The 13,205-nt window shown below is 44.4% G+C and carries 15 protein-coding genes and 1 pseudogene; 15 read left to right on the top strand and 1 reads right to left on the bottom strand.

Annotated elements, in window-relative coordinates:
* The first annotated feature begins 114 nt into the window (after window positions 1–114).
* The 4 genes from ACI1P2_RS27935 (at window position 115) to ACI1P2_RS27920 (ending at window position 3,840) form a co-directional block, all read left to right on the top strand.
* Window positions 115–540, top strand: coding sequence for a MarR family winged helix-turn-helix transcriptional regulator (locus tag ACI1P2_RS27935; RefSeq protein ID WP_355323656.1), 426 nt, complete (start codon window positions 115–117; stop codon window positions 538–540).
* Window positions 541–642: 102 nt separating this feature from the next.
* Window positions 643–1,758 carry a Gfo/Idh/MocA family protein gene (locus tag ACI1P2_RS27930; RefSeq protein ID WP_355323653.1) on the top strand — a complete coding sequence of 372 codons (1,116 nt, stop codon included), beginning with the start codon at window positions 643–645 and terminating at the stop codon, window positions 1,756–1,758.
* A gap of 447 nt (window positions 1,759–2,205) precedes the next feature.
* Window positions 2,206–3,111 carry a Crp/Fnr family transcriptional regulator gene (locus ACI1P2_RS27925; protein WP_355323650.1) on the top strand — a complete coding sequence of 302 codons (906 nt, stop codon included), beginning with the start codon at window positions 2,206–2,208 and terminating at the stop codon, window positions 3,109–3,111.
* A gap of 261 nt (window positions 3,112–3,372) precedes the next feature.
* Entirely contained in the window at window positions 3,373–3,840 is a 468-nt protein-coding gene (locus tag ACI1P2_RS27920; protein ID WP_355323647.1) for a DinB family protein, read from the top strand.
* A 76-nt stretch (window positions 3,841–3,916) separates the two neighbouring features.
* Here the strand turns inward: ACI1P2_RS27920 and ACI1P2_RS27915 are convergent, their stop codons facing one another.
* Window positions 3,917–4,495: a TetR/AcrR family transcriptional regulator gene (locus ACI1P2_RS27915; RefSeq protein WP_355323644.1), complete on the bottom strand. Its 579-nt coding sequence runs from the start codon at window positions 4,493–4,495 to the stop codon at window positions 3,917–3,919.
* Between the two features lie 206 nt (window positions 4,496–4,701).
* On the opposite strand from ACI1P2_RS27915, the gene ACI1P2_RS27910 reads away from it, so the two are divergent.
* The 11 genes and pseudogenes from ACI1P2_RS27910 to ACI1P2_RS27860 all read left to right on the top strand — a co-directional run bounded on the left by ACI1P2_RS27910 (window position 4,702) and on the right by ACI1P2_RS27860 (window position 13,156).
* Window positions 4,702–5,388: an NAD(P)-dependent oxidoreductase gene (locus ACI1P2_RS27910; RefSeq protein WP_355323641.1), complete on the top strand. Its 687-nt coding sequence runs from the start codon at window positions 4,702–4,704 to the stop codon at window positions 5,386–5,388.
* 252 nt (window positions 5,389–5,640) lie between these two features.
* Window positions 5,641–6,243 (top strand): TetR/AcrR family transcriptional regulator, encoded by a 603-nt coding sequence (locus tag ACI1P2_RS27905; RefSeq protein WP_355323638.1) that lies wholly within the window; start codon window positions 5,641–5,643, stop codon window positions 6,241–6,243.
* 1 nt (window position 6,244) lies between these two features.
* On the top strand, window positions 6,245–6,994 hold the full coding sequence (gene map, locus ACI1P2_RS27900) for a type I methionyl aminopeptidase (RefSeq protein WP_355323635.1): 750 nt from the start codon (window positions 6,245–6,247) through the stop codon (window positions 6,992–6,994).
* 458 nt (window positions 6,995–7,452) lie between these two features.
* Window positions 7,453–7,965: an SRPBCC family protein gene (locus ACI1P2_RS27895; protein ID WP_355323633.1), complete on the top strand. Its 513-nt coding sequence runs from the start codon at window positions 7,453–7,455 to the stop codon at window positions 7,963–7,965.
* A 61-nt stretch (window positions 7,966–8,026) separates the two neighbouring features.
* Window positions 8,027–8,251 (top strand): annotated as a pseudogene (locus tag ACI1P2_RS27890) (ArsR/SmtB family transcription factor); the annotation flags it as partial.
* Window positions 8,252–8,285: 34 nt separating this feature from the next.
* A complete protein-coding gene (locus tag ACI1P2_RS27885; protein ID WP_408976366.1) occupies window positions 8,286–8,534 on the top strand; it encodes a hypothetical protein in 249 nt (82 codons plus the stop codon).
* Window positions 8,535–8,553: 19 nt separating this feature from the next.
* Complete coding sequence (locus tag ACI1P2_RS27880; protein ID WP_408976365.1) at window positions 8,554–8,877, top strand: MerR family transcriptional regulator; 324 nt, start codon at window positions 8,554–8,556, stop codon at window positions 8,875–8,877.
* A 192-nt stretch (window positions 8,878–9,069) separates the two neighbouring features.
* A complete protein-coding gene (locus ACI1P2_RS27875) occupies window positions 9,070–9,492 on the top strand; it encodes a tetratricopeptide repeat protein (RefSeq protein ID WP_355323624.1) in 423 nt (140 codons plus the stop codon).
* Window positions 9,493–9,914: 422 nt separating this feature from the next.
* Window positions 9,915–11,846 (top strand): fructose-1,6-bisphosphatase, encoded by a 1,932-nt coding sequence (locus ACI1P2_RS27870; protein WP_355323621.1) that lies wholly within the window; start codon window positions 9,915–9,917, stop codon window positions 11,844–11,846.
* 234 nt (window positions 11,847–12,080) lie between these two features.
* Window positions 12,081–12,464, top strand: coding sequence for a VOC family protein (locus ACI1P2_RS27865; RefSeq protein WP_355323618.1), 384 nt, complete (start codon window positions 12,081–12,083; stop codon window positions 12,462–12,464).
* Between the two features lie 53 nt (window positions 12,465–12,517).
* Window positions 12,518–13,156, top strand: coding sequence for a sugar O-acetyltransferase (locus ACI1P2_RS27860; protein WP_355323615.1), 639 nt, complete (start codon window positions 12,518–12,520; stop codon window positions 13,154–13,156).
* Window positions 13,157–13,205 lie beyond the last annotated feature (49 nt).

The following is a 13,205-nucleotide window of genomic DNA, read 5'->3' as shown; positions in this document are numbered from 1 at the left end:
AGCGGGGGAAAGAACATTTTTGAACAGGAGGAAGTCACCATAAATGAATTTGACACATCAAATCCGTCATGATATAGTTAGCCCGCTAAATAACATTCGAGGGGTGATTAATTCATGACAGATCAAGTGGATTGTGATATTCGTCAGTCGTTAGATCGAATCTCTTCGCAAATGCGACGAGATTACAGCGAATCTTTAAGAGAACTTAACCTTTATGTTGGGCAGGATAATTTACTGTATCGTTTGTGGTTGGGCGATGGGGTCACACAAATGCAACTATGTGAACATTTAAAATGCGAACCTCCTACAGTAACGAATATGGTTAAATCACTAGAGCAAAATGGATTTATATACCGCAAACGTGATGAACAAGATGCAAGAGTAATGCGAATTTATCTTACAGACAAAGGCAAAGAATTAGAGGCTCCGGTTGGAGCGAAATGGAGGGCGCAACAGGAAAAATTGCTGCATTCCTTTTCAACGGAGGAACGGTTGATACTAAGACAATTCATGCAAAAGATGGAGAATAATTTATCTTGAGTTCTCCGTCTTTCGCAAAATATTTAGCAAGCTAAATATTTGTGATTTTAATATCACAAATCAAGGAGTTATAGAAAATTCAAAATAGGGAGCTGTTTTTACATGAGTAAAAAAATTCGCACAGGAATTATAGGCGGGTCAATTAACAACGGATGGGCAAGCGGTACTCATATTCCTGCCATTAAGCATCTGAATGAGTTTGAGCTCACGGCAGTTGGGACAAGCAATATGCAGAGCGCAAAGAAGAGTGCTGAGGCCTTTCAGGCAAATCATGGCTTTGATGACATGGAGGAATTGGCTCAACATCCAGATGTGGATATGGTAGTCGTCAGCATAAACGTGAAAGATCACTATAAGGCAGTCAAAGCAATTACCCCTGCTGGAAAACCGATGTACTGCGAGTGGCCACTGGGATCAAATACCGCTGAAGCGCTCGAAATGCAGGAATGGGTAGAGTCCCGGCAATTGCCAAACGCAATAGGTTTACAGGCAAGACAGGCTCCAGCTATCAATTATGTTAAGGATTTATTGAAGGAAGGTTATGTTGGAAAAATCCTTTCGGCCAATATGAAGATTTCGATTGATGGACTGGGGGGCGTCGCTGACAAAGCTACTGCATACTTATTTGATCGCAAGATCGGAGGGAACTTGCTCACGATTGTAGGCGGACATAATCTGGATGCATTTACTTACATGCTCGGGGACTTTACAGAGCTTTCAGCCGTTACAGCGCAACAATTCCCTGAAGTCGAGTTGGTGGATATCCAAAAAGTTATTGAGAAAACGACAGATGATCAAATACTGATCACAGGAAGACTGACTAACGGTGCAGCAGCCAGCGTTCATATTCAAGGGGGAGTCAAACATCAGACAGGACTCACGCTTGAAATCTTCGGTGATAAGGGTACGATCGTGCTGAGCGCGCCTGCTACCATTCAATTTGGGTCACTCCAATTGCGAGGTGCAGGACCTGCTGATAAAGAGCTTCATGAGCTGACAATTCCCGATTCCTATTACTGGGTACCAGATTCTCTGAAAAATGACTCAGGCTTAGTTCTTAATGTAGCTCAGGCCTACAGTAAATTCGCTCAGGATATCGAAAAAGGAACAACCTTTACTCCAAGTTTTGCAGACGCTGTAAAACTTCATCAGTTACTTGATACCGTGGAAAAAGCAGCACAAACCGGTGAACGGCAGTGTCTAAGAGATAGGATATAAATTCGAACACAGTATCCTCGTTAGGTCAATATTTTTGAATGTCTAAATACAGCAGCTGTCGGAGGACAAGGACATATATGCTTAAGAAGTCGTGGAATCCACGGCTTTTTTTATGTTTCAAGGCTATACTCAAAAAGCTCACTGGCGCATGGGACGCTAGCGGCAAACAAGAATTTATTTGCTACTCTTCCGGAAAAGGGCCTAGATAGACGTGTTTCTTTTGTTTAATAATCATTTTACCGAATATGTTACCTTATTTAACGTTACTAGACAATTGTCCTTTTTTCGTGTCGAAAGGATCTCTAAAATAAGAATCAAACAAGGCAAGGAAATGGGGGTGAGAACAGATCGAACAGAAACGAATTGTTCGTGAAATCGCCAAGCGAGTCTTGCAAGATCAGAAGCACTAGGGGAATAATAGATGTAAAAAGGCAATGGAGGCTGTAAATGGACAAGTCAGCCCTACTCAACTTGATGAACAACTACAGATGGCTGCATGAAATGTTGAAAAACATGCCGCCGGAGCTGTTTGTCCATTGGGAGTTCTGGCGCTATTATCCGGAAGAACTGGTATGCGAGCAAGGTGATCAGCCTGATGTCTTCTTTATCGTTATAGAGGGACGCTTGAAAGTAGAGCATATTCTGGAAGACGGCACTGTCCTCATTATCGCCTATCTTCATCAGGGTCAGATGATCAGCGATATCGAAATTGCGTTAGAGACGCCGTATATCTGTCGCATTACGGCCGAGTCCCAGGCTTCTGCGCTTGTGCTGAAAAAGAATATCTACCAAAAATGGCTGCTGGCGGATAACCACTTCTTACTGTACTTGACGAAACAATTTGCCGGCAAGCTGCAAGAGACGGTCCGTAAATCGATTGACAATGTGTCGATGTCCCTCAAGCACAAGCTGCTTCGCTATTTGTACGGCCAGGTCGAGCATATCAACTTTAACCAGCAAGCGTCATTTATCATTCCCATCTCTCGCGAAGATATTGCTTCCCAGTGGGGAGTGACGCTGCGCAGTGTAAACCGGGTGCTCAAGGAACTGAAGGACCGGGAGATTATTTACGTAGATAAAAACCGGATTATCTGCAATGAGTGGAGCCGCTTTTTATTGAAAAAAGAATTACGGTATGCATACGATGCCCGGGAGACGAATGGCTGCGCAGCGGCATCAGGTGATGACCACATTTCTAGATCAATTCGAGAACGAATTGGGGCTTACCTCCCCTGGAGTAACTTCCTCGAAGTAAAGCATCATAAGCCTAAAATAAGTATCCGCGAGAATCCTCAAGCTTCAAGGGGCTTTCGTGGATATTTTTCAGAATTGGGTACAAACACAGAAATTTAAGCTCGTGACGAAAGAAGTAAAGACATCCATTGAGAAAATCGCAGGTATGCTTCATCCTTGACGTAATGAAATACAATAGTTATTATAGATATGTTAAGTCTGAGTTAATGGTGATTAGGAACGAATTTCTCTAAGGCTACCGATTATCTCCATACGATGATTTTTCCTTACTGCGGCGACTCCCATTCTTTTTTAAATCAATTAAAGATAACAAATGCCCTTAAAATCTATAATATTACTTATCAAAAGGAGCGCGAGAAGATGGATGTATTCGAAAGCCAATATGATTTGATCCAACGCACAAGGGAATCATTATTTCGCTATTGCGAAACTTTGTCCCCCACAGATTATGTTAAAGAACTTGAAGGCGGAGCTTCTATTCGCAATCTGCATGCTCATGTAGCCGATTGTTATCAAGTATGGCTGGGGATTCGTGCTCTTGGTAAATCGCTGCCTAGAATAAAACCAGAATCCGTTGATAATGTACAGAAAATGCGTGATGTTTTTAGAAAAACGGATGCCCTTGTTCATGAATTTCTGACTGAATTTAAAAACATATCGGATGCAAACATTCAAGCATCCTGGCAGAGTGACAGCGTAGAGTTAACCGAATTATGGCTTTTTACGCACACCATCACCCACGAATTTCATCACAGAGGACAAATTTTAAAAATAGGCAGGCAACTCGGGTATATCCCACCGAAAATGAACCTCGTTAAACCTAAGTGATTTCATGGAGAACGGAAGAGCCAAACAGGCTGCGGACTTTCAAGCGTGTTAGAAGGTCTGCAGCCTGAAGTTTCCTTCATACAAGCCATAAATCAGCTTCAAGATTCCGTTCAAGCAATGCCCCCACTCGTCGAGCCATGAAGGAAGGAGAGTGAGGCTTTCCATTCTTGAACCACCATTCCACGACCCCCACAATAGCCGCTCCTAAAAATTGAATATCAACATCCTCACCATCAGTTAACCCTTGATTGCTCGCTTCGGGCATATCGTTCTCTTTATTCTTTAACTCTTGCAGGAAAAACTCAAGGAATCGATTGCGGAAAAAAGAGTCCCCTTTACTCGCAAGCATCGCGGAGAAGAATAAATAGTGACTCTCGAAATACTCGAACCATATCAATCCCGCATCTTTATAATCGGCGTCATCATCTGTCGAATCGCAGAGTTCCCGCATCTCGTCAATATGTTCTTCGATGAGCTTATCCAGAAGATCAAATTTGTCCATGTAGTGAAGATAGATGGTTCTGCGGCTAACATCTGCCCTGTCGGAAATATCTTGTATCGTAATCTGATCAAAATTTTTTTCAATCATCAGTTCAATCAGAGCCTTTTTTATGGCTTCTTGGGATTTGCGTATCCTTCGATCCATCTTTGACACCTGAGAATCACCAGCTTTCCTGAAAATAAATACACAATTCTAAAGGATTTGTGAACTAATGCACGGAACCTGCCTTTTTAATAATTGTAGACTTTCTACTTCTGTTTACAATTATACATAGCTGTTTCTTAATACACTAATGTGCATTTTACACGTATATCAGGGATGGGGTTAATCATGATCACCAATCAAAGGGGAATATTTCAATGAAAATTGCGGTTATTGGAGCAACAGGGGGAACTGGAAGGAAAGTGACGGAGCGGGCACTCGAATTGGGGCATGAGGTTGTGGCCGTGGCTCGCCGGCCGGAAGTCATTCCCCCCGCAGAGCGGCTCAGCACTCGGCAGGGGGATGTATTCGACGCGTCGAGTATAGGCAAAGCCATTGCCGGTACAGATGTGGTAATCAGTTGCATAGGTCCAAGCAGTAACATCACGCCGAGTACCGCCATGTCGAAGGGAATCCTGAATGTCCTTGCGGCAAACTTCTCACCGGGTACCGTCATGTCGGAGGGAATCTCGAATATCCTTGCGGCTTGTCAGCGTGTTGGTGTTAAGCGCCTAGTCATGCAGAGCGGCATTGGTTTGAGCGACGGGGAGGAGCTTTCCGCAGGCAATCGGTGGGCGTTAGGCATTAATCGCCGCATCTTCTCTAAGGCGATCAAGGATAAGGCTATTGCCGAGCATGCGGTTGAGCGGAGTGACCTGGATTGGGTCATTGTACGACCGGCGGGGCTGAATGACGCGGCTGCCACTCTGAACTATACAGCAGGTCCATCAGCACGCATCGCTCCGTTTCGGCCGCTGCCCTTCGCAGACTGTGCCGACTGCCTTGTGCGGGCGGCAACGAGTGAGCCAGCATGGGTCAGGAAGATCGTTAATGTTGGACGATAACATACAGGTAAGATGTAAGAGCCGGAAAACCGCATCGGATGTGATACCCGGCTCTTGCACCCACGATCAGGATCCGGTAAGCAACGTTGTTGTCAGTCTCATCCATTATGGGGTTGGTCGTTTGCTCCCTTTAATCAGACTGAACCGTAAACAGGACACGAGCCAGGTATTTTCGGGTTGACTGCAAAGGAAAAATTAGTGTATTCTTATTTCGACATTGCAGTAGGTCAAAAAAAGGAGGGCTTTCCGATCATGTCTCCCCGAACGAAGGAGCAGAACGAAGAGATTCGTGCGATCCGGATCCAGCAAATGCTGCGGGCGGCTGCGCAAGTGTATATTGATAAAGGCATAACTATGGAGATGCGCGATGTCGCGGCCCAAGCCGCGCTCGGTTACGGAACAGTCTATCATTATTACAAAAATAAATACGAATTGTTTTACGATTTGCTGTGGTCTGCTTTCGAACAGGCGAAATCGGTCACGGAAACCGCCTTGGGCGGGGGAGGACCATGGCCTGAGCGGCTGCGGAATTATATCGTGCTCATGCTTCGCCAGTGGTCGGAGGATCTATCGGTGTTCATCCTGTATAAAATGTCGGCGGAAAATTTTCATCAGCTGCCCGGCGGCCGTTATAGGGAGCTGTCCGAGCGGTTCCACGAAGAGCTGTACTTGCCGCTTGCGGAGGTTTTGCGGGAATGCGCCGGCGGGCGAAGCCCGGAAAAGGCGGCCAACATGCTGATTGGCTCGCTGGTCGGTTATGCCGGATTGCATATCTATCATCAGCATGAAGAGATGGATGGCGACGAGGCTGCGGAAACTTTGCTTATGGGAATTTTGCCGGGAGGGAGCAGATAATATGGTGACTTTGAAATCGGCGGCGGAAATCGAAGAGATGAAAATAGCCGGGCAATTCGTCGCGGCATGCCACAAAAGAGTGGCCGAAATGATTCGTCCGGGCATTACGACGCAGGAGATTAACGACGAAGTGGAGCGGCTCATCACGAAAGCCGGGGGAAGGGCTCCCACTTTGGGCTACAATGGCTACCCGTATGCAACGTGCACTTCCGTGAACGATGTGATCGCGCACGGGTTCCCGAACAGCAAGCCGCTGCGGCAGGGAGACATCGTCACCGTCGACATCGTTGCGGAGCTGAACGGTTGGGTCGGCGATTCCGCGTGGAGTTATGCGGTCGGCTCCGTCTCGGAGGAAGCCGAGAAGCTGATGCGGGTGGCGAAGGAGTGCATGTACATCGGTATCGAACGGGCAACCGTCGGCAGCCGAATCGGCGATGTCGTCCATGCGATTCAACAACATGCGGAGCAAAACGGTTTTGGCGTCGTGCGCGATTTGCTTGCCCATGGAGTGGGTAGAAGCATGCATGAGGAGCCTAATTTTCCGCATGTTGGGTCGCCGGGCAAAGGATTCCGCCTTAAGGAAGGAATGGTTATTACCATTGAGCCGATGTTGAACGAGGGAACGTATCGCATGACGATCGACGACGACGGTTGGACCGCTCGAACCGCTGACGGGAAACTATCCGCTCAGTATGAACATACAATTGCCATTACGAAAGCGGGACCTGTCATTTTGACTGCGCAGGAATAGCTCCCTGTACAGTTTAAAAACAACAACGACTTACACAAAAGTGAATATAGAGAAAATGTAAAAAATCGTTGCATCGAACCTTTTGGAATTAACTTGTACGCTTCTGAAGTCGCCTTATTGGCGGCTTTTTTGGTTTAACGATATTAGTTATTGTCAATTCTGTTTCATCATTCCTACATATTATGAATGTGGACTGCGCGTATGAGGGTACCGTCAGGAAAATGTGGATTTACAACGATAAGCCCATTATCCTGACGATTCCCCCGTTTTTAACAACGTTAAGTAAGTTTTAGGACAATTTGTTATCAAACACTCAAAAGGGATATAAAAATCACAATATTCCTTGACGAGAATATTCTTGGCGAGGTATATTTAATTCATAAGATGACACGGCCGTTTTTCAGCGAACCAAATAGGCTTTAGACCGGTGTCAAATATTCAATAAGGAGAGATTTGTAATGACAGAAAGCAACTCATTGGAAAACATCACCTCAAGAGTAGGAGAGCGGGAATTTACATTGGAGCGTGTCTTTGATGCACCTCGAAAGCTTGTATTCAAGGCATTTACCGAACCTGAGCATGTGTCCCGCTGGTGGGCACCGAGACCATTTACAATCCCGGTTTGCAACATCGACCTCCACCCAGGGGGGATTTGGCACTATTGCATGGAATCGCCAGAGGGTAACAGACATTGGAGTAGGGCGGTTTATCAGGAAATCGTAGAGCCGGAACGAATTGTTTATACCGGCGGTTTTTCGGATGAAAAAGCAAATCCTGTCGCAGGCCAGCCGGAGCATTTGGCCACAGTCACATTCACCGAGCAGGAAGGAAAAACCAATCTTACGGTTCGGATCGAGTTTGATTCAGCCGAAGAACTCGAGACAACATTGAAAATGGGCATGAAGGAAGGACTTTCAATGACCATTAACGGTAATTTGGCTGAGCTTTTGGAAGAACTTCAGACGGCATGAAAAATTCAAAAAAATGACGGACCACTTGAAAAAGATCTTCAAGAATTAATGAAAATTCGAATCAAAACACCTTCATGTATTAAGCAAGGCGGGGATTGTCAAAGTGCAGGCAGTTGCCAATCGGCGAATCTACAGGCTGCGGTCGGAACCGTTTAAAGAATTGGATTCCTGGCTGGAATCATTTCGCCGCGTCTGGGGGGAGAGATTTAATCAACTGGAAAGTCATCTAAAAGAATTGAAAAAAGGAAACTACTCCAACATTGTAGATTCCGGTGGCATTCTTTGAATCCCGGACTTTTGCACGAAAGGAAGACGAAGAAGTGAAAATGGATTTTCAAGCGCTTTCTGGCCAAACGATTGAGCTTGAGCGGGATCAGGTAAGTATATTGGGTCCGAAACTGGAACTGCATGATTGCACTGTAATTTCGGAAACCGATGGGAAAGGAATGGTTTTTGCTGGACTGAGGATGTATGGAGGTATTTTCGGTCAAAAGCAAGCCTTGGAGAACTTTCATTTTCAGGGCGCATTTTTCACGAGTCAGGTTTATAGGCAAATACACTGGCTGTGACTTTGGTGACTGGGATGACATGGACAGATCATCCGTATCGGAGTGCGATTTTTCATCTGCAAGCTTGCACGAGTGCCGTTTGTTGAATTGTGATATGAAGGGAATTCTTATTCCCAAATGGCCATGCTTTTGCTTGTTGGATCCGGCGGAAGCCCGGGATTTTGTGGTCTCACAACAATTGCCGAAAAAAATGGGTCTGATTTTAGACATTTATACGGATACGGATCGGGAATGTGTCGCTATAATTGGCGATGCAAGTGCATTGGCTAAGGAAAGCGGGTTGCCTTTGAGCGAAATACGTGCGCTCTTGCAAACAATTCCAGGTCTTAATATTGTTGACTAGGCCTCTCGCCAGATGACAAACGAGATTTCACGAATCATATCATTTGGGCGATAGAGTATTTGTTGGCGATACCGGGCGCAATCATTTTTGATGAAAATCAAAAAGAGATAATTCGTTAGATTTCGAAATATGAGAGGTGATACATTCTGCGCTTCAATTCAAATCAAATTGAATAGGACAGGAGAAATAGCGATGCAACTTTCAGATTCAACCCATACCGAGATTACCGCTCTGTGTAAACAAGGTGATGATTTGGTGAGGGCAGGCGATCTTGAGGCGGGCAAGCATAAGTATGTCGAGGCCCTCCGCTTATTGCCGGAAGACCATCAAGAATGGGAGGCCGCTACGTGGTTATACGTGGCTATTGGGGATGTTCATTTCCATATGAAGAATTACGATAAGGCATTCAAATGCTTTTATAACGCTGTACAATGTCCGAAGGGAATAGGGAATCCCTATATTCATCTTCGGTTAGGACAGTTGTATTATGAACAGGAGAACCTTGAAAAGGCGGCGGACGAGTTAACACGGGCTTACATGGGTGCCGGTATGGGGATTTTCATGGAGGATGACCCAAAGTATCTTGAGTTTTTGGAGACAAAAATAGAGATTTGATGTCGGAGGACAAGCACATACACGCATAAGACGCCGCGGAATACGCGGCTTTTTTATGTTGCGTTTTTGATACCACTACATAAATAATTTTAATTTTTTTGTTAACTATACATGTGAAGAGGTGATCAAGTTGAAATCCAACACATAATGATCACCTTTTGACGGTATTTCGGACTCCTGGCTGGAGAAACGTACCACTTTGGATTTATCATAACGGGACCCTGGTAAAAAGACCGCAGACAACGTAAGTAAGCTAAAATTTTTGGTATATGTTATGATATGAATAATTAACTGTAAATATATAAGTTTCTATTCATTTGTTAGAACGGACAGATAATAACTGCTCAGTATTAATCTATTCATGGGACGAATAGTAATGTTCAGGTTCCATCACCATATTTCCTTGAGGGGAGACATCTGTTTTGGATGCGCAGTTTCTAGATTTATTGGCCCAGAAATATGATACGGAAGAAAAAGTCATAACAGAGATCATCAACCTTGAAGCGATCTCCAATCTCCCCAAGGGAACTGAGCATTTTGTCAGTGATTTGCATGGGGAGTTCCAGGCTTTTCAGCATGTACTAAGAAACGGTTCGGGTACCGTAAAAGAGAAAATCAAAGATTTATTCCGTGAGGTTTGGACGGATCATGAAATCAATGATTTTGCGGCGTTAGTTTATTATCCGGAAGAAAAAATACAGCTGGTTAAAGGGGACCTGTGCAATAAACAAGCCTTGAACCGGTGGTATAGACAAATGATTGAACAAATGCTTAAGCTCATTTCTTATGCCTCTTCCAAATATACGCGCTCGAAATTGCGTAAAGCTCTGCCGGAGCAGTTTGTCTATGTTGTAGAAGAGCTTCTATATAAGACGGATTCGACCCACAATAAGGATCCTTATTATGAGGAAATATACCGGCAAATTATCTCCCTGGGTCTGGCGGACAAGCTCATTATCGGCCTTGCTTATACGACCCAGCGCCTGGTGGTTGACCATCTTCATGTGGTCGGAGATATCTATGACCGCGGGCCGGACCCCGATAAAATTATGGACACGCTAATTAACTACCATTCTGTAGACATTCAGTGGGGGAACCATGATGTCCTGTGGATAGGCGCCTATGCGGGTTCCCTGGTCTGCCTTGCGAATATTATCCGGATCTGTGCCAGATACGACAATCTGGACATCATCGAAGACGTATACGGAATTAATCTTCGCCCACTGCTGAACTTGGCAGAGAAATACTATGATGACAATCCGGCCTTCAGACCGAAGCTGCAGGCCAACCATAACGTATCGGAGCAGGAAATCCTGCAGATCACCAAAATTCACCAAGCCATTGCCATGATCCAGTTTAAACTTGAAATCCCGATTATCAAGAGACGCCCATATTTTAATATGTCTGAAAGGCTTCTGCTTGAGCAGATTGATTACGACAACAATGAAATCAAGATCGGCGGAAAAACGTACCCGCTGGAAAACACCTGTTTCGCAACCGTAAATCCGCAGCAGCCTGAACAATTACTGGAGGAAGAACAGGATGTGCTGGAGAAGCTGCTGTTCTCCGTTCAGCATTCCGAAAAGCTGGCCAGACATATGAATTTTCTTATGAAAAAGGGCAGTCTTTATTTAAAATACAACGGGAATTTGTTAATCCACGGCTGTATTCCTTTGGATGAAGAAGGAAACATGGAAGAAATGCAGATTGAAGACAAGACGTATTCAGGCCGTCAACTGCTCGATGTTCTTGAATATTATTTACGTTATGCCTTTGCGCATCCGGAAGAGACTGATGATCTGGCTACGGATATGGTATGGTACATCTGGACAGGGGAATGTTCCTCGCTCTTTGGAAAAAGAGAAATGACCACCTTTGAACGGTACTTTATCCAAGATAAAGAAAGCCATAAGGAGAGAAAGAACCCTTACTACCATTTGCGTGAAAATGAAGATATCTGCCGGAAAATCCTGCTGGAGTTTGATTTGAATCCGGATCATGGACATATCATTAACGGCCACACGCCAGTTAGAGAAATTCGTGGAGAGAATCCCGTTAAAGCAAACGGGAAAATGGTTGTCATTGACGGCGGTTTTTCCAAAGCTTATCAATCCACAACGGGCATCGCCGGATATACCTTGTTGTATAATTCCTTTGGCATGCAGCTCGTCGCCCACCAGAAATTCAACTCAAAAGAAGATGTGTTATGTAACGGAACGGATGTATTGTCTATAAAAAGACTGGTGGACAAAGAACTGGAGCGGAAGCTGGTGAGGGAAACCAATGTTGGGGAGAAGCTGCTGCAGAGAATCTCAAATTTGAAGAATCTCCTGGAATATCGCTACATGAAATGAAACAGCTGCTAATAAAAAGACACCATTATACTGCGACCGTTTCTCGGTACTCCGCCGGGGAACGGTCGTTTATGACCTGAAACCAGTTATATGATTTACACTTGATCTGAGAGGTACATAACTTGAAAATAAAATAATGCTGGACACTTAATAAAGAATCATTATAAAGTATCTATAAAAAGATATTACTACTCACTGATTCAAGCAAAATGAGACAAACAGGAGGGTCACATGATGAAAATTGAACATATTGCTATGTACGTTAATGATTTATCGCTTAATAAAGAATTTTACATTAAATTTTTCAATGCAACGTCGAATGACCTGTATCATAACCCAACGACGGGATTAAGAACATACTTTCTAACATTCGAAAACGGAGCAAGACTAGAAATTATGAATCGACCAAACATGGTGGATGAACAGAAAGAGTTGATGCGAACAGGTTTAATTCATCTCGCATTTAGTGTAGGAAGTAAAGAAAAAGTGGATTCATTAACCAAGAAGATCGTGGAGGCGGGTTACCCCATCTTAAGCGGCCCTCGCACAACCGGTGATGGCTATTATGAAAGTTGTATCTTAGGACCTGAGTCTATTCAAATTGAAATCACGGTATAATTAGATCATTTCATTGGATTTGGCTAACAAACAAATAAGAGGGGCTGATAAATATGAAAGAAGAAGAGCGTATTTTCCAAGGTATGTTATTTAGTCCAGCACATCCTGATTTGAGAATGATAAAACAGCGTGCTCATAAGCTTAGCCATCAATATAGTGACACTTACGAGGAGCAGGGAGAAGAACGTGAAGCTATACTCCAGCAATTGCTCGGACGTGTAGGAAAGCATTGCTTTATGCAAGGGCCAATCTTTTTTCATTATGGAACACATACCGAAATCGGCGATTATTTTTTTGCCAATTATAATCTAACGGTCCAGGACGACACCAAGGTTACGATTGGAAGCCATACCCTTTTTGGCCCCAATGTAACCATCGCTACACCAATCCACCCCTTTATCGCTTCGGAACGAAAACAGATGATCGACCAGCACGGAGAGATGAAGTCCTTATGTTATGCAAAACCCGTAACGATTGGCAACAATGTATGGCTCGCAGCCAATGTAACGGTTTGTGGCGGGGTTACCATCGGTGACGGTTGTGTGATTGGTGCCGGGAGCGTGGTAACTCGTGATATTCCGGCGAATACCTTTGCTGCTGGCGTTCCGTGTAAGGTCATTCGCCCTATAACTGAAGCTGACAGCATGCGCTTTAAACCTGAAATATTAGCAGATTGCCGTATCGATGAATAAAATCGTTTACTCGACCGAATAAAGACTTCTCAGCATTATCAATGAGTAC

This window comes from Paenibacillus jiangxiensis (assembly GCF_046098255.1).
Taxonomy (GTDB): Bacteria; Bacillota; Bacilli; order Paenibacillales; family Paenibacillaceae; genus Paenibacillus; species Paenibacillus jiagnxiensis.
This window is presented reverse-complemented; position numbering and strand designations above follow the sequence as displayed.

Coding starts and splice junctions, on each gene's coding strand:
- ACI1P2_RS27935 (WP_355323656.1), top strand. CDS start 115: ATGACAGATCAAGTGGATTGTGATATTCGTCAGTCGTTAGATCGAATC.
- ACI1P2_RS27930 (WP_355323653.1), top strand. CDS start 643: ATGAGTAAAAAAATTCGCACAGGAATTATAGGCGGGTCAATTAACAAC.
- ACI1P2_RS27925 (WP_355323650.1), top strand. CDS start 2,206: ATGGACAAGTCAGCCCTACTCAACTTGATGAACAACTACAGATGGCTG.
- ACI1P2_RS27920 (WP_355323647.1), top strand. CDS start 3,373: ATGGATGTATTCGAAAGCCAATATGATTTGATCCAACGCACAAGGGAA.
- ACI1P2_RS27910 (WP_355323641.1), top strand. CDS start 4,702: ATGAAAATTGCGGTTATTGGAGCAACAGGGGGAACTGGAAGGAAAGTG.
- ACI1P2_RS27905 (WP_355323638.1), top strand. CDS start 5,641: ATGTCTCCCCGAACGAAGGAGCAGAACGAAGAGATTCGTGCGATCCGG.
- map (WP_355323635.1), top strand. CDS start 6,245: ATGGTGACTTTGAAATCGGCGGCGGAAATCGAAGAGATGAAAATAGCC.
- ACI1P2_RS27895 (WP_355323633.1), top strand. CDS start 7,453: ATGACAGAAAGCAACTCATTGGAAAACATCACCTCAAGAGTAGGAGAG.
- ACI1P2_RS27880 (WP_408976365.1), top strand. CDS start 8,554: ATGGACAGATCATCCGTATCGGAGTGCGATTTTTCATCTGCAAGCTTG.
- ACI1P2_RS27875 (WP_355323624.1), top strand. CDS start 9,070: ATGCAACTTTCAGATTCAACCCATACCGAGATTACCGCTCTGTGTAAA.
- ACI1P2_RS27865 (WP_355323618.1), top strand. CDS start 12,081: ATGAAAATTGAACATATTGCTATGTACGTTAATGATTTATCGCTTAAT.
- ACI1P2_RS27860 (WP_355323615.1), top strand. CDS start 12,518: ATGAAAGAAGAAGAGCGTATTTTCCAAGGTATGTTATTTAGTCCAGCA.